Genomic DNA, 15,914 nt, shown 5'->3' on the forward strand with positions numbered 1-15,914 from the left:
TAAGTTCACTGATAAAACGCCCACATTGCTAATGTGGGCGTTTTTTATTGGCAGAACTTTGGTATAACTTATCCCTAGATATTAAAACGGGTTATCAAAGCTCGTTGTTAAACTCGTCTGTTAAAACTATTTACTAAAGAACAGAACCGATTGTTCAGCGCGCAGCTTATACAAGGAAGAAACATGCCATTGCCTTCTCAAATCGTCACTCACTCACAGTCTGCTTTTGAGCAATTATTAGAGCATCAAAGTGAAGCCATCAGTACTTGGTCTGAGCCACTGACTGAAGATCTTAAACGTGTACTCGGTTTAAGTTGTTTTATTGGAGATTGCCTGCAGCGTGATACGGTTTTATGTGCTGACTTACCTGATATGTTGGCATGCGAAGAACGCGCTGAAGCGTACCGAGAACGATTGGCTGAATTACTTTCTGGTTGCGCCGATGAAATGAGCGGTCAGCGCGTACTGCGTCAATTCCGTAATCGAGAAATGACCTACATTGCTTGGCGTGATTTCATGGGTTCGTGGGAGCTAGAGCAGAGCCTAAATCATCTATCGATGTTGGCTGAGGCGATGATCTTCGAAACCTACCAATGGCAGTACGATATTTGTTGTAAAGAGTGGGGCACACCTTGTAATGAACAAGGCGAAGCACAGCCGATGTTGATCATTGGTATGGGCAAGCTAGGGGGCGGTGAGCTTAACTTCTCTTCCGATATCGATCTGATCTTCACCTACCCAGAGAATGGCGAAACCCAAGGTGCGAGACGAAGCATTGCCAATGCGCAGTTCTTTACCCGTCTAGGGCAACGTGTTATCAAGGCGCTTGATCAGCAAACCTTTGATGGGTTCTGTTATCGAGTCGACATGCGTCTGCGCCCGTTTGGTGAGAGTGGTCCACTTGTGATGAGCTATGCCGCACTTGAAGACTATTACCAAGAGCAAGGGCGCGATTGGGAACGCTACGCTATGGTTAAAGCGCGCGTGATGGGCAGCGAGATGTATCCGGAGTATCAAGAGCTTCGCCAAATGCTACGTCCGTTTGTGTTCCGCCGTTATATTGATTTTAGTGCGATTCAATCTCTGCGCCGAATGAAATCGATGATCAGCAGCGAAGTGCGTCGTCGTGGTCTCTCGAACAACATCAAGCTTGGCTCTGGTGGTATTCGTGAGGTTGAGTTTATCGCGCAAGTATTCCAATTGATTCGTGGTGGACGCGAGCCTAGCTTACGCGGTCGAGGGTTACTGGAAACCCTAACGGCTATCGAGTCATTGCACTTGCTTGAATCAGAAGAGGTAGGGCACCTACGTGAGGCTTATCTGTTTTTGCGTCGCCTTGAGAACCTGTTACAAGCAATGGCTGACAAGCAAACTCAAACGTTACCTGACGGCGAATTCGAACAACTGCAGCTTGCGGTTGCCATGCAATTTTCCGATTGGGATAGCTTGATTGTGGCAACTCGCGCCCATATGGCGAATGTACATACCGTGTTCGAAGACCTAATTGGCGTTGATGAAGATGACGCTAATCCGATCGCGAGTCATTTTAGCGAACTGTGGGATATGGCCCATAAACCAGACGTGATTGAACATGTACTGGAGCATGATATTGCGGTCGCTAGCCCACCAGAAGCGGCAAAAACCATCATCCAATTTAAAGCTGATCTAGCTAAGAAGACCCTTGGCCCACGTGGGCGTGAAGTCCTCAATCGACTGATGCCAAAAGTCTTTCAAGCACTGTACACAGCTAAGGATGCCGAGTTTGGTTTGTCGCGAGTACTGCATCTACTGCATAAAATCGTTACGCGTACCACTTACCTTGAGCTGCTAGATGAACACCCTGCAGCGTTGACTCAGTTAGTTCGTTTATGTACGGCAAGCCCGATGATTTCGGAGCAGTTGGGTCGTTATCCAATTCTGTTAGATGAACTTATCGACCCTCAGCAACTCTACAATCCAGTGCCTTTAGAGTCTTACAAGACCGAGCTGCGTGATTACCTTGCCCGTATTCCTGAAGACGACATGGAGCAGCAGATGGAAGGTCTGCGTCAGTTTAAGCAGACTTGTATCCTAAGGATTGCTGCGGCGGATATAGCGGGTGTGCTGCCGGTGATGAAGGTGAGTGATCACCTGACTTACTTAGCAGAAGCGGTTGTTGAAGCCGGTGTTAACCAAGCTTGGTTACAAGTGTCGGCTAAGTTTGGTGAGCCCACTCATGTTAAAGACCGTGAAGGCCGCGGTTTTGCTGTCGTTGGTTATGGCAAAGTTGGCGGCTGGGAGCTTGGTTATAACTCCGATCTCGATATCGTGTTCATGCACGACTGCCCGGTACACATCTATACTGATGGAAAGAAAGAGATCGATGGGCGCCAATTCTACTTAAGATTAGCGCAGCGTATTATTCATATTTTCTCGACCAGAACCGCTTCTGGCATTCTGTACGAAGTCGACACTCGTCTACGCCCTTCTGGTGCATCTGGCCTGTTAGTGAGTCCAACCGATGCCTTTGACGAGTATCAGCATAATGACGCGTGGACATGGGAGCACCAAGCCTTGACTCGCGCTCGTATGATTTATGGTGATGAGTTATTGGCTTCGGCATTTAACAAAACACGTCATGAGGTTTTGTGCCTAGCGCGTGATGAGACAACACTCAAAAAGTCCGTTGTGGATATGCGTGAAAAAATGCGCGACCATTTAGGTGGCAAAAAAGTCGACCGGTTCATGCTGAAACAAGATGCCGGTGGTATCACTGATATTGAGTTTTTGGCGCAATATTTAGTACTTAGATACAGCAACGAGAAACCTAAGCTTACTCGTTGGTGTGACAATGTGAGAATCTTTGAAAGCTTGTTGTCGCAAGGGATAATGGACGAGCAACAAGGTATGGCATTGACCAATGCGTACACCACATTAAGGGATGAAATCCACCACCGTAATCTACTTAACCTTGATGCGGATGTGGCGATTGAAAAGTTTGAAATGGAAAGAGAACATGTTGTTCAGGCATGGAAGCAGTGGATGGAAGCATAATTCAGTCATAGCGTAGCGAGTGCTATGTTTATCTTGATAGGCTTTTACTCATTTATCTGTAGTTTAGCCACTGTAATCAGTGTGCTAGACTCTAGCCAGATTCGATTTTTGGAGCTCAACAATGAAACCAATTCTACCTGACTACAGCCAATCAGGTGTTCTTATTGTCGGTGACGTAATGCTTGACCGTTACTGGTATGGCCCAACTGGCCGTATTTCACCAGAAGCACCAGTTCCCGTTGTGAAAGTAGAAAATAACGAAGAGCGTCCTGGTGGTGCTGCCAACGTGGCAATGAATATTGCCTCTCTTGGTGGCCATGCTCATGTCGTTGGTTTAACGGGTAAAGATGAGCCTGCTGAGGTGTTAAAAAATACCTTAGGCGCACTAAAGGTTAAGTGTGATTTCGTTGAGTTGGAAGACTACCCAACCATTACTAAACTGCGTGTGATGAGTCGTGGTCAGCAGTTGATCCGTCTTGATTTTGAAGACAAATTCGAGAATACGGATCCTGAATTGATACTGTCTCGCATGGAGCAAGCGCTGCCAAATGTGCGTTCGGTAATTCTATCTGATTACGCAAAAGGTGCGTTAGAGCACGTGCAGAGCTTTATTCAAAAAGCGCGTGCAGCGAATGTTCCGGTATTCATCGATCCAAAAGGGGCTGATTTAGAGCGTTACCGTGGTGCAACGTTGCTTACGCCAAACATGGCAGAGTTCGAGTTGGTTGCAGGTAAGGTTAAATCTGAAGAAGACCTTATCGAGAAAGGCATTGCCTTAATCGAAAAATACGACTTTGAAGCATTGCTGGTGACTCGCAGCGAGAACGGTATGACTCTGCTGCGTAAAGGTCAGGCACCGTTCCACTTACCGACTCAAGCCAAGGAAGTGTACGATGTCACAGGTGCCGGCGATACGGTTATCTCTGTCCTTGCAGCTTCTGTTGCTGCTGGTAAACCTCTGGATGAAGCGTGTGCATTAGCGAATGCGGCTGCTGGTGTAGTTGTTGGTAAGCTAGGTACATCGACACTGTCTACGATAGAATTAGCGGAAGCGATTCACGGTAGCCAAGATACAGACTACGGCGTTATCTCTGAAGCAGCACTGGTTGAAGCGGTGAAGCGTGCTCGTGCGAAAGGCGAGAAAGTGGTTATGACCAATGGCTGCTTTGATATTCTGCACGCTGGGCATGTTTCTTACATGAATCATGCTGCTGAGTTGGGCGATCGTTTGATCGTTGCGGTTAATACTGATGAATCAGTAAAACGTTTGAAAGGTCCAGGTCGTCCTGTGAATCCAACTGATCGTCGTATGGCGGTATTGGCTGGCTTAGGTGCGGTTGATTGGGTTGTACCATTCTCTGAAGATACACCTCAACGTTTAATCTCTGAGGTATTGCCAAGCATTCTTGTGAAAGGTGGTGATTACAAACCTGAAGAGATCGCTGGTGGTGCGGAAGTGATTGCCGCTGGTGGTGAAGTGAAAGTACTTAACTTTGAAGATGGTTGCTCTACCACTGAAATCATTAAAGCGATTAAAGGTGGTCGAGGCTAAGTTTTAGCGCTCAATACCAATATTCGACAGATAATAAAAATGCCGCTCAATGAGCCAACACCTATCATTTAAGGTGTTTAGATAGCACAGTGTAGCGAGTCTTACTAAAACGAACGGTCCTATCTTTGGGCCGTTTTTGTTTTTCGGGCAAAATATAACGTTTCACTCGCTCTCTCATTGCTCGCAGCTTTTTGGGAACCGAACCTGGGGAGGCGATAGCACACCACATTAGCTCATCTTGAATATCTCGAAGTGCCATCGTAAAGCTTATCCTAAGTGGCGAGACTTCAGCCTCTTTTGCTATTCGGCTAATCTCCAGACGGATTAAGTTATACGCGATAAGGATACCCCATATCTCTTGCTCTACACCCTCTACAGATTGACTGCGGAGCAGGATTTCATCTCCAAGCATGTCATGCTTAATCTCGCCATAGCTATTCTCGATTTCCCACCTTTCGAAGTACACATCTAATAATGATTTTAAACTGTATTTTCTATCTGTTAGAGAAGTTAGCAGCCCTTGTATATGATTGGGTTGCTGTTCAACGTCATCGGGATATAGAGTTAGCCTAGCTTTCCACGTTTCAGGGAGACTCGGGGCTTGTTTTCTAGCCTGGGGAGAGACTTTCATCTCCACAATCAGATCTCGCCCATCATCATCGAGCTGCTCGATGATTTCATATTTCACATTTGACTTTATTGGCGTCATCCAGTGGCTTGTTCCATGCTCTTGTTGCCAGTTAAGCATTAGTTCTGCGCTCAAGTAGCAACGGTCAAAAATGGTCAATGAATTCGGAACTGCTGATGAAATTAAATCTTTTGCATAGCTGATTTCACCTTTAGAACTATCCCCAAAAGCCACATCATGAATAAGGCGACTCCGTAGTGATGTGAGTGCGCACATTCGAACGATTGGGTACTCAGTGTGCCTGTCTTTTCGGTAGTAAACATATTGATAATGCTCAGCTAAGCTTGGGTTATCGTGAGTTCTAAACTGTGTGCCATCGATTGAAAATAGGCTCAAACCATTCCATTTATCACCCGCATCTTCCGACTGTGTCCAGTGCTTTGCTGTGATTGAGAATAATGACTTTAAAGGCTTAGCGGTGAGGCGTTTTCTTGCCTGAGGAATTGCACTAGGTGCAATCGTTTCACCCAATGAATTAGACAATTTGAGGTCGAGCTTATCGAGTACATCGGTAATCGGTCTATCTCGATATAGACCAATACCAACGACTAACCATACAACGAGTTCTGCGGGTAGCTTTCTACGGCGCATACTCGCTTTATTCGTTTCAGATAAAGCTTGGTTTATCCAATCTAGCGGAAGGTCTTTTTGGAACAAAGAAAGAGATTCTGGATTAGCAAAATCGTCAACATCGATTAACCAGTGTGACAGCATAAAAAAATACCCTTAAACAAAAGTGCTTAAGGGTATTGTTAACCATCTGTAGGATCGTTCAACTGATCAGGAAAATGCTTAAATGATCAGTGTTAGCTCAATGAGCGGCATTTTTGTAACGGCAACTTGAGTAATTAAGAGTTACTTACTTGCTACTTTTAGACCTGCGTTTACATCAACAATATCTTGTTCGCTTAGCGTACCAACTGCTTGACGAAGCTGAAGTACACTTAGGATGTAGTTGTAACGAGCATCTGAAAGATTTTTGTTCGCATCGTATAGACGACGAGTCGAGTCTAGTACGTCAACGATAGTGCGAGTACCTACATCAAAACCAGCTTCTGTTGCTTCTAGAGCAGACTGAGCAGACACTACAGACTGTTCGTAAGCGCGTAGAGCACCGATCGAAGCACTGATGTTGTTGTTGAATGCACGTACGTCTTTTACAACGCTACGGTAAGTCGCTTCTAGGTCTTCACTTGCTGCAACGTAGTTGTATTCAGCCTGTTTAGTCAAAGAAGTTGTGCTACCACCCGTGTAAAGAGGTACAACTAAGTTCAAACCGATGTTTAGGTTGTCAGAGTCGTAGTCATTTACGCTGTTAGAGCTGTCTGTCTGTTCTGCAAGACCGTAGCTACCATCTAACGTTAAGCTTGGTAGGTGACCAGAGCTTGCTAGAGAGATATTATCTTTCGCTACATCTTGAGAGATACGTGCAGCCAATAAGCTAAGGTTCTTTTGTTCTGCTTGTTCAACAAGTGCAACTGCAGATTCAGAAGATTTGCTCGCTGAGAAACGATCAGTATCTAGGATGCTTAGGTTAGAGTGTTCCTGACCTGTAATCTCACGAAGACCTTCGTAGCTATTTGTTAGGTCGTTCTCTGCAAGAACTTCATCAGCCAAAACGCCATCGTACTGAGCTTGCGCATCGTGCACATCGGTGATTGCTGAAAGACCTACTTCAAAACGCTGTTTAGTTTGCTCTAGTTGACGAGCAACCGCTGCTTTCTCTGCACGAACAAACTCTAGGTTATCTTGAGCTCGAAGCACTTCGAAGTATGCTGTCGCAACACGAAGGATCAAGGCTTGTTGTTCTGCCGCGTAAGCTGAATCAGATTGACGAGCAGTTTTCTCTGCCGTGTCTAGAGTGATCCAAGAAGAACGCTGGTAAAGCTCCTGACTGAAACCAATGCCAACACCCCATTGGTTGTTATCATTGCTCATATCGCTTCGGTCACCACGATTAATATCGTAGTTAGCTGTTAGATTAATTTGCGGTAACAAAGAGCTACGGCTTGACGTTACTGCTTCAAAAGCGGCATCGCGCTGCGCTGCTGAACGAAGAAGTTGTGGATCGTTCTGTTTTGCTTGGTCGTAAACTTCAGCTAGCGTATCAGCAAAAGCTGACGAACTCAGGCTGCCAATTGCTGCACTGATAAATAGTGGAAGCAGTTTTTTCATTTTCCTATTCCTGCCTTTTATGGAATTTTCTTTAGAAGAGTTTAACCCAGTTTGGTGGTAATTTACTCGAAACTTTGCACTTTTTTACATTTAACTGTCCACTTGTGCAATATTTATTTTTTAAAACTTAACTTTAATTATAAATTTTATATAAAAAGTTGAACCTTATCCTTGGTAGTTAACTCGGACAATGAGTAAACTATAAAGATCACTTAGTGAGGTACCAAATGCAACAGTATGACAATCAACGACATGAGTTTACTCCGCAAGATGTGGAAATAGTCTCAAAAGAGACGCTGTTTCGTGGTTTTTTCAAAATGGTTAAGTACACATTTAAACATAGACTGTTTGAGGGCGGCTGGAGCCAACCAGTAGAGCGTGAGATGTTTGAGCGTGGACATGCTGCCGCTTTGCTACCTTATGATCCTGTGAGTGATGAAGTGGTGATCGTCGAACAGATCCGTGTCGGTGCCCTAGAGCATAAGAACCCATGGCAATACGAAATTGTTGCTGGGATCATTGATACTGATGAATCACCACAAGATGTCGCTCGTCGTGAGGCGATGGAAGAAGCCGGAGTCGAAGTCGGATCTGTATTGCCTATTACTTCGTATTATCCTTCATCTGGTGGTTGCTCTGAAAAGCTCGACGTCTTTGTTGGCTGTGTTGATGCAACGACAGCCAAAGGGGTACACGGATTGGACTACGAAGGTGAAGATATTCGTGTGCAAGTGATGAGTCGCGAAGCTGCTTATCAGTTGGTAAAAGATGGTGCATTTGAAAATGGAGCCACGATCATTGCGCTACAGTGGCTACAATTGAACTACCAAGAATTACAGTCAGAGTGGATAGATTAACGTCATGCCAAATATCGCGGTCAAAAAACCGTATCATGTTGATCTTGCTGAATTGATGCGAGTTTACGAGACTAACTATGCCAAACTGAACGCTTTGTTACCGGTTGGGCATGAGGTTGGTGACGTTCGCTGTTACCAAGCCGTTAATATGGTGTATCAATTGACAGTGAATGAGGTCACAAAATACACCACATTAATAGATATATGTCAGAGTGACGCGATGCCAGTGTTTCCTTTGCCAAAAATGTCTGTCAGGCTATATCACGACGCTCGAGTTGCAGAAGTGTGCGCTAGCGGGGATTTTTCGCGAGTCAAAGCGAAATATGACTATCCCAACACTAAGCTTCTGCAAAAGGACGAGAAATTTCAATTGAATAAATTTCTTGGGGAATGGTTAACGTTTTGTTTAAAAACGGGTATCAGCCGAACCCCAATTGCCTTTTAATTGAGCCGATTTATCAACACTTTTAAAGTCTAAACAGTAACGTATCTGGATTTGTTATTTTGGAATTATCACACACTTCAAAATTTGATGAGAGCACTATTAAGCTTGTGCAGCTAACGGACACGCATTTATTTGCGCCGAGCAATGGCAGCTTATTAAGCATCAACACTCAAGATAGCTTTCGTGCTGTAGTCGATGGCATTGTTAGTCAGGGTTTTGACTATCAAGCGATTTTAGCAACCGGTGATATCTCTCAAGATCACAGTGCTGAGTCGTACCAGAAATTTGAGTCAGGGATTCAACCTTTGGAAAAGCCATGCTATTGGCTGCCAGGGAACCATGACTTTAAGCCTAATATGGGCAGTGTTTTACCATCACCACAAATACAGTGTGTTGAGCATGCCTTGCTAGGCGATAACTGGCAGATGGTGATGCTAGACTCGCAGGTGGTTGGTGTGCCTCATGGTCGCCTCAGCGATCAACAGCTTGATCTGTTAGAACAAAAGCTGACGGAGTTCCCTGAACGCAATACCTTGGTTCTATTGCACCACCATCCATTATTGGTGGGCAGCGCATGGTTGGATCAACATAACCTAAAAGACGCCGATCAATTTTGGGATGTGGTTCAACAGCACACCAATGTTAAAGCGGTACTGTGTGGTCACGTTCATCAAGACATGAACCGAGATCATCATGGTGTACAAGTCATGGCAACACCGTCGACTTGTGTGCAATTCAAACCTAACTCAGATGACTTCGCGGTCGATACTTTGTCTCCGGGTTGGAGAGAGATTGAATTACATCAAGACGGAACGGTCAGCACGCAAGTTCGTCGTCTGCCTCATGGGCAGTTCTTGCCTGATTTTAAGGCTGCTGGTTACTAATGCCAGGCTCTGATCAGCAAGCTAATAAGCCATCACTGCTTCTCTATATTCATGGGTTTAACAGTTCATCACGTTCTCATAAAGCGAACGTAATGGCAGATTACTGTGCGGAGCATCGCGCTGATATTAAAGTTGTAACCCCTCAACTGCCGAGTTTCCCTCAGCAAGCGGCACTCCATTTGCAGCAGCTGGTGGAGCAATACAAAGAGCAATATCAAATAGCGTTGGTCGGTAGCTCGCTGGGTGGTTATCTTTCAACATGGCTGAATAGCCACTATGGTTTTAAAGCGGTGGTTGTAAACCCAGCAGTGAAGCCGTATGAGCTTCTTGCTGACTATTTAGGTGAACAAGTAAACCCATACACAGATGAACGATATGTACTGGAAACAAAACATATTGATGAACTGAAGGCGTTAGAGGTTTCGGCGATCGCTAAGCCGAGCGACTTCTGGTTACTTCAGCAAACGGAAGACGAAGTTCTGGATTACCGACAAGCGGTAGAGAAGTACCAAGGTGCAACACAGACAGTAGAAGAGGGCGGGGATCATAGCTTTGTTGATTTTGAACGCTACCCACAACAAATCATCACCTTTCTAAATCTTTAATCTGTTCCACCAACCAAGTGATTCTCTCTTGTTTGCCTGTTATTTCATCTATCAATGGTGAAATATCATAGTTTGATGTCTTAGTTTTTGAACTAGCTTGACATCATTACTCAGCTTCCAGACTATATTCCCCAATACTTCGCTCGTTCGCTCTACTATGACGGTTCATAGTAATGATTCTGCTTTAGTGAAACTGGAGCCAGCGAACTGACGCAAACTTTTTGAGTAAACTCCGTATTATGACTGAACAATATAATGCAAAAGACCTCGAGGTACTTGAAGGTCTCGATCCTGTGCGACACCGCCCGGGAATGTATACCGAGACAGAAAGACCTAACCACCTTGCCCAAGAAGTCATTGATAACTCGGTCGATGAAGCACTAGCGGGACACGCTAAGAAGATCAAAGTGGTACTTCATGCAGACCAATCGTTAGAAGTTACCGATGACGGCCGTGGTATGCCTGTCGATATTCACCCTGAAAAAGGGATCTCAGGTGTTGAGCTGATTTTAACTAAGCTCCACTCTGGCGGTAAATTCTCGAATAACAACTACAAGTTCTCTGGTGGTCTGCACGGTGTAGGTATCTCGGTCGTAAACGCGCTGTCAAAACGTGTTGAAGTGACTGTACGCCGAGAAGGTCAGGTTCACGAGATCGCACTTGAAGGTGGTCATGCCGTAACAGAGCTTACTGTAACGGGCACTTGTGGTCATCGTAACAGTGGTACATCAGTACATTTCTGGCCTGATCCTAAGTACTTCGATAGCCCTAAATTTTCGACACTTCGTCTGATTAACAACCTACGTGCAAAAGCAGTGCTTTGCCCAGGTTTAGAAATTACCTTTATCGACAAAGTCGGTGGCGAAGAGCATAAATGGTTCTATGAAGATGGCCTAAAAGACTACCTTGCCGAAGGCGTGAAAGGTTACACCTTACTGCCTGAAGAACCGTATGTTGGCGAATTCGTTGCTGAAACAGAAATGGCAAACTGGGCGATCATCTGGCAGCCAGAAGGCGGCGACATGATCACCGAAAGTTACGTGAACTTAGTACCGACTAAGCAAGGTGGTACACACGTAAACGGTCTTCGCCAAGGTCTGCTTGATGCAATGCGTGAGTTCTGTGAATTCCGCAACTTGCTACCACGTGGCGTTAAGCTAACGGGCGACGATATTTTCGATCGCTGTTCGTACGTACTCTCGGTGAAGATGCAAGATCCGCAGTTTGCTGGTCAAACAAAAGAGCGCTTGTCTTCTCGTCAAACCGCTGCGTTTGTTTCTGGTGTGGTAAAAGATGCGTTTAGCCTGTGGTTGAACGAAAAGCCACAATTGGCGGAACAGCTAGCAGAAGCTTGTATTGCGAATGCTCACCGCCGTATGCGCGCAAGCAAAAAGGTTGTGCGTAAGAAAATCGCGTCAGGCCCAGCACTGCCGGGTAAGCTAACTGACTGTTCAGTTCAAGATTTAAGCCGTACCGAAATCTTCTTCGTGGAAGGGGACTCGGCGGGTGGTTCTGCTAAACAAGCACGTGACCGTGAGTTCCAAGCGGTGATGCCACTTCGCGGTAAGATCCTAAATACATGGGAAGTGTCAGCAGACCAAGTATTGGCTTCGCAAGAAGTGCATGACATCTCGGTAGCTCTGGGTATCGACCCAGATAACGATGATTTATCAGGCCTGCGTTACGGTAAGATCTGTATCCTTGCCGATGCGGACTCGGATGGTCTTCATATCGCGACACTGCTATGTGCTTTGTTTACTCGCCATTTCCATGCATTGGTTGAAGCGGGTCATATCTATGTGGCAATGCCTCCTCTGTATCGTATCGATTGCGGTAAGGAAGTGTTCTACGCACTTGATGACGCAGAGAAAGACGGTGTGCTTGAGCGACTATCGCAGAAGAAAGCCAAGATCAACGTGCAACGATTCAAAGGTCTGGGTGAAATGAACCCACTTCAGTTGCGTGAAACCACCATGGATCCAAATACTCGTCGCCTTGTTCAGTTAACGATTGACGACAGCGAAGCGACTAACGAGATGATGGACATGCTGCTTGGTAAGAAGCGTGCAGATGATCGCCGTACATGGCTACAGACTAACGGTGATATGGCCGAGGTATAATGGATGTCTAACGAAATTACATATGATGGCGTTGAACAGCTGCCAATGCGCAAGTTCACCGAAGATGCCTACTTAAATTACTCAATGTACGTGATCATGGATCGTGCATTGCCGTATATCGGTGATGGTTTGAAGCCAGTACAGCGTCGTATTATCTATGCGATGTCTGAGCTGGGCTTATCGGCTGCATCGAAATACAAAAAATCAGCACGTACCGTTGGTGACGTATTAGGTAAATATCACCCGCACGGTGACTCTGCTTGTTACGAAGCGATGGTATTGATGGCGCAGCCTTTCTCTTACCGCTACCCATTGGTCGATGGTCAAGGTAACTGGGGTGCTCCGGATGACCCGAAATCGTTCGCTGCGATGCGTTATACCGAAGCGAAATTATCTAAGTTTGCTGAGGTTCTGCTAGGTGAACTAGGTCAAGGTACGGTTGATTGGCAACCAAACTTTGATGGCACGATGAAAGAGCCTCAAATGCTGCCTGCTCGCCTACCTCATATTCTACTTAACGGTATTACAGGTATCGCGGTAGGTATGGCGACCGATATTCCACCACACAACGTGCGTGAAGTCGCTAATGCAGCCATTCACCTAATTGATACGCCGAAGTCTGAGCTTTCAGACGTGATGGGTTTCATTCAAGGTCCTGATTACCCGACTGAAGCTGAGATTATCTCTCCGAAATCGGACATCGAAAAGATCTACCGTACTGGACGTGGCAGCATCAAGATGCGCGCGGTTTGGCACAAGGAAGGCTCTGATATTGTTATCACGGCTTTACCTCATCAAGTGTCAGGTGCGAAGTTACTTGAGCAAATCGCTAACCAGATGCGCGCTAAGAAGCTGCCAATGGTTGACGACTTGCGTGATGAATCTGATCACGAGAACCCAACGCGTATCGTTGTTGTTCCTCGTTCTAATCGTATCGACTGTGACCAATTGATGAGTCACCTGTTCGCGTCGACGGATCTAGAGAAAAACTTCCGCGTTAACTTGAACATGATTGGTTTAGATAACCGTCCTCAAGTTAAAGGCTTAGTTCAAATCCTGAAAGAGTGGATCGAGTTCCGTCGCACAACGGTTCGCCGTCGTTTGCAGTACCGTTTAGATAAAGTATTGGCACGTTTGCACATCTTAGAAGGTTTGCTTGCTGCTTATCTTAATATCGATGAAGTGATTGAAATCATTCGTACAGAAGACGAACCATGTCCTGTCCTAATGAGCCGTTTCAACATTTCTGAAATTCAAGCCAATGCGATTCTTGATATTAAACTTCGTAACTTAGCTAAGTTAGAAGAGTTTAAAATCCGAGCGGAACAAGAAGAGCTTGAAGCTGAGCGTGAAAAGCTTGAAAAGCTACTCGGTTCAGAGCGTCGCTTGAATACGCTGATCAAAAAAGAAATCCAAGCAGATGCAGATAAATACGGCGATGATCGTCGTTCACCTCTGATTGAGCGTGCTGAAGCGAAAGCGCTAACAGAACGCGACTTAGTGCCAAGCGAACCAATCACGGTTGTGTTGTCTGAGAAAGGTTGGATTCGTCATGCCAAAGGGCATGAAGTGGACGCTGAAGGCTTGAACTACAAGTCTGGTGATAGATTCTTAGCGAGTGCTAAGGGTAAGAGTAACCAGCAAGCGGTGTTCCTCGGCAGCGATGGCCGAAGCTACTCCCTTGAGTCACATTCACTACCGTCGGCGCGAAGCCAAGGTGAGCCAATTACAGGCCGTTTGAACGTCAGCCCAGGTACTTCTATTCGCCAAGTGGTGATGGGAGAGAATGAACAATTATGGTTAGTCGGTTCTGATGCAGGTTATGGTTTTGTTTGTAAGGGTAGCGATCTGCTGTCTAAGAACAAGAGCGGTAAAGCCTTGGTTAACTTGCCACAAGCTTCTGAAGTGATGATGCCAAGCCCGATTGCTGACTTGGACTCTAACCAGATTCTGGCGATTACTAACCAAGGTCGTATGTTGTTGTTCCCGATTAAAGACCTACCTCAGCTGAGCAAAGGTAAAGGCAACAAGATCATCAACATCCCTTCTGCGAAAGCAAAAGAGCGTGAAGAGTTTGTCTCGCATCTTATGGCTATCCCAGAGAATGCGACGCTGACTATTTACGCCGGTAAACGTAAGCTTGGTTTGAAACCTGCGGATCTTGAAAACTTCCGTGGTGAACGTGGTCGTCGTGGTGGTCTATTGCCTAGAGGACTACAGCGAGTGACGCGTATCGATATCGAAGAGCAAAGTGAATCGTAGAGATACTTGAAACAATCTTTAGATAAAAGAAAACCCAGCCTATGAGCTGGGTTTTTTGTACTTGTGTATTAGCAGCTTGAATCACTGCTTACAGAGTTTGCTCTACAGGCGAGTATCTTCGGCGATGGTCACCTTTAGAGTTTTGCTTTCACCTTGGCGCAATATACCCACATCGATAACTGTACCCGGTCGCAGGTCGGTAACGATGTCCATTACACTCTGGCGACCATTTACTTGGTTATCGTTGATACTGACAATAATGTCTTGAGCTTCAAACCCCGCATCGGCAGCCGGTCCATTAGGGTCTATCCCCAACACAACAATCCCGCCGATATTCTTAGTACCCAACATGCGTGAGGTGACTGAATTGATGTCTTGTCCATCGATACCAATATATCCACGGATCACACGACCATCGGCGATGATCTTTTCCATGATTTTATTAGCAAGCGGATAGGGGATAGCGAATGAGATCCCATAGGTTTCCATGTCGGTAGCTTGCTGGAAAGACGCGGTATTGATACCGACTAGCTCACCTTGTGAGTTCACCAGCGCACCACCTGAGTTACCTTCATTGATTGCCGCATCGGTCTGGATAAAGGCTTGATGGCCATCGGCACTAATCGAAGAACGGCCGGTTGCAGAGATGATACCAAAGGTTGTTGTTTGACCTAGGTTGTATGGGTTACCGATAGCCAGTACAACATCACCGACATTGGCTTTGTAATTAGGATTGAGTGGGATCACTGGTAGGTTATCACCGCTGACTCTAAGTATCGCGATATCGGTGCGCTTGTCTGAACCGACAAGTTGCGCAGCTGCTACTCGGCCATCTTGAAGTGCCACAACTATTTGGTCTGCTTGAGCCACAACATGGAAGTTGGTAATGATGTAGCCTTTCTCGCTAACAATCACCCCAGAGCCCAAACCTTGAGTGAGCAGTTTGTTTCGATCGCTTTCAGCGTATTTACGGCTATAAATGTTAACCACTGCTGGTGCCGCGCGGCGAACTGCTTGGTTAAATGAAATCTGAAGAGAGCCAATATTATCGATTTTAGGACTAGTGACGTCAGCGACAATCGCTGGTCTTAAGCTCGGGAAGGCGAGAAGAATAAGCGCCGCTGAAACGAGTCCAAGGGAAATAGAACGAAATAGAAAGGACAGCATGTTTCCCTCTTCAACAAGTAAGGTTTGAAGCCTCCATCAATGGATGACTGACTTGATTACAAGTGAAGCATAGCATTTTGATTGATCTAAAGAAAAGGGAGACTGAGTAAGTTTAAAGCAAACTTA

At 45.7% G+C, this 15,914-nt stretch carries 11 protein-coding genes; 8 read left to right on the forward strand and 3 right to left on the reverse strand.

Going from position 1 to position 15,914, the window contains the following annotated elements; all coding sequences use genetic code 11:
- Positions 1 to 183 precede the first annotated feature (183 nt).
- Positions 184 to 3,033 (forward strand): bifunctional [glutamate--ammonia ligase]-adenylyl-L-tyrosine phosphorylase/[glutamate--ammonia-ligase] adenylyltransferase, encoded by a 2,850-nt coding sequence (gene glnE, locus AC3CH3_RS02240; RefSeq protein ID WP_019826851.1) that lies wholly within the window; start codon positions 184 to 186, stop codon positions 3,031 to 3,033.
- 121 nt (positions 3,034 to 3,154) lie between these two features.
- Positions 3,155 to 4,585 (forward strand): bifunctional D-glycero-beta-D-manno-heptose-7-phosphate kinase/D-glycero-beta-D-manno-heptose 1-phosphate adenylyltransferase HldE, encoded by a 1,431-nt coding sequence (gene hldE / locus AC3CH3_RS02245; protein ID WP_371724401.1) that lies wholly within the window; start codon positions 3,155 to 3,157, stop codon positions 4,583 to 4,585.
- A 64-nt stretch (positions 4,586 to 4,649) separates the two neighbouring features.
- On the opposite strand, the gene AC3CH3_RS02250 is transcribed toward hldE, so the two are convergent.
- Both AC3CH3_RS02250 and tolC read right to left on the reverse strand, forming a co-directional pair.
- Positions 4,650 to 5,987: an IS4 family transposase gene (locus tag AC3CH3_RS02250; RefSeq protein ID WP_488537130.1), complete on the reverse strand. Its 1,338-nt coding sequence runs from the start codon at positions 5,985 to 5,987 to the stop codon at positions 4,650 to 4,652.
- 141 nt (positions 5,988 to 6,128) lie between these two features.
- Positions 6,129 to 7,448 carry an outer membrane channel protein TolC gene (gene tolC, locus AC3CH3_RS02255; RefSeq protein WP_019824182.1) on the reverse strand — a complete coding sequence of 440 codons (1,320 nt, stop codon included), beginning with the start codon at positions 7,446 to 7,448 and terminating at the stop codon, positions 6,129 to 6,131.
- A 227-nt stretch (positions 7,449 to 7,675) separates the two neighbouring features.
- On the opposite strand from tolC, the gene nudF reads away from it, so the two are divergent.
- The 6 genes from nudF (at position 7,676) to parC (ending at position 14,621) form a co-directional block, all read left to right on the forward strand.
- Positions 7,676 to 8,305: an ADP-ribose diphosphatase gene (gene nudF / locus AC3CH3_RS02260; RefSeq protein ID WP_488537649.1), complete on the forward strand. Its 630-nt coding sequence runs from the start codon at positions 7,676 to 7,678 to the stop codon at positions 8,303 to 8,305.
- 4 nt (positions 8,306 to 8,309) lie between these two features.
- A complete protein-coding gene (locus AC3CH3_RS02265; RefSeq protein WP_008222561.1) occupies positions 8,310 to 8,750 on the forward strand; it encodes a DUF1249 family protein in 441 nt (146 codons plus the stop codon).
- 59 nt (positions 8,751 to 8,809) lie between these two features.
- Entirely contained in the window at positions 8,810 to 9,634 is an 825-nt protein-coding gene (cpdA, locus tag AC3CH3_RS02270) for a 3',5'-cyclic-AMP phosphodiesterase (protein WP_488537650.1), read from the forward strand.
- Positions 9,634 to 10,239: an esterase YqiA gene (yqiA, locus tag AC3CH3_RS02275; RefSeq protein ID WP_019824174.1), complete on the forward strand. Its 606-nt coding sequence runs from the start codon at positions 9,634 to 9,636 to the stop codon at positions 10,237 to 10,239. The genes cpdA and yqiA overlap by 1 nt, the downstream gene beginning before the upstream one ends.
- Before the next feature lie 239 nt (positions 10,240 to 10,478).
- Entirely contained in the window at positions 10,479 to 12,359 is a 1,881-nt protein-coding gene (gene parE / locus AC3CH3_RS02280; RefSeq protein WP_017061428.1) for a DNA topoisomerase IV subunit B, read from the forward strand.
- A gap of 3 nt (positions 12,360 to 12,362) precedes the next feature.
- Positions 12,363 to 14,621, forward strand: a complete 2,259-nt coding sequence (parC, locus tag AC3CH3_RS02285; protein ID WP_050622285.1) for a DNA topoisomerase IV subunit A — start codon at positions 12,363 to 12,365, stop codon at positions 14,619 to 14,621.
- 102 nt (positions 14,622 to 14,723) lie between these two features.
- Here the strand turns inward: parC and degS are convergent, their stop codons facing one another.
- Complete coding sequence (degS, locus tag AC3CH3_RS02290; RefSeq protein WP_488537651.1) at positions 14,724 to 15,788, reverse strand: outer membrane-stress sensor serine endopeptidase DegS; 1,065 nt, start codon at positions 15,786 to 15,788, stop codon at positions 14,724 to 14,726.
- Between the last annotated feature and the right edge of the window lie 126 nt (positions 15,789 to 15,914).

The sequence above is a fragment of the Vibrio sp. QJM3NY_35 genome (assembly GCF_057785915.1).

What these genes read in the sequence shown, in the direction of transcription:
- nudF (WP_488537649.1), top strand. Translation starts at nt 7,676, where the DNA reads ATGCAACAGTATGACAATCAACGACATGAGTTTACTCCGCAAGATGTG.
- AC3CH3_RS02265 (WP_008222561.1), top strand. Translation starts at nt 8,310, where the DNA reads ATGCCAAATATCGCGGTCAAAAAACCGTATCATGTTGATCTTGCTGAA.
- tolC (WP_019824182.1), bottom strand. Translation starts at nt 7,448, where the DNA reads ATGAAAAAACTGCTTCCACTATTTATCAGTGCAGCAATTGGCAGCCTG.
- AC3CH3_RS02250 (WP_488537130.1), bottom strand. Translation starts at nt 5,987, where the DNA reads ATGCTGTCACACTGGTTAATCGATGTTGACGATTTTGCTAATCCAGAA.
- parE (WP_017061428.1), top strand. Translation starts at nt 10,479, where the DNA reads ATGACTGAACAATATAATGCAAAAGACCTCGAGGTACTTGAAGGTCTC.
- yqiA (WP_019824174.1), top strand. Translation starts at nt 9,634, where the DNA reads ATGCCAGGCTCTGATCAGCAAGCTAATAAGCCATCACTGCTTCTCTAT.
- hldE (WP_371724401.1), top strand. Translation starts at nt 3,155, where the DNA reads ATGAAACCAATTCTACCTGACTACAGCCAATCAGGTGTTCTTATTGTC.
- degS (WP_488537651.1), bottom strand. Translation starts at nt 15,788, where the DNA reads ATGCTGTCCTTTCTATTTCGTTCTATTTCCCTTGGACTCGTTTCAGCG.
- parC (WP_050622285.1), top strand. Translation starts at nt 12,363, where the DNA reads ATGTCTAACGAAATTACATATGATGGCGTTGAACAGCTGCCAATGCGC.
- glnE (WP_019826851.1), top strand. Translation starts at nt 184, where the DNA reads ATGCCATTGCCTTCTCAAATCGTCACTCACTCACAGTCTGCTTTTGAG.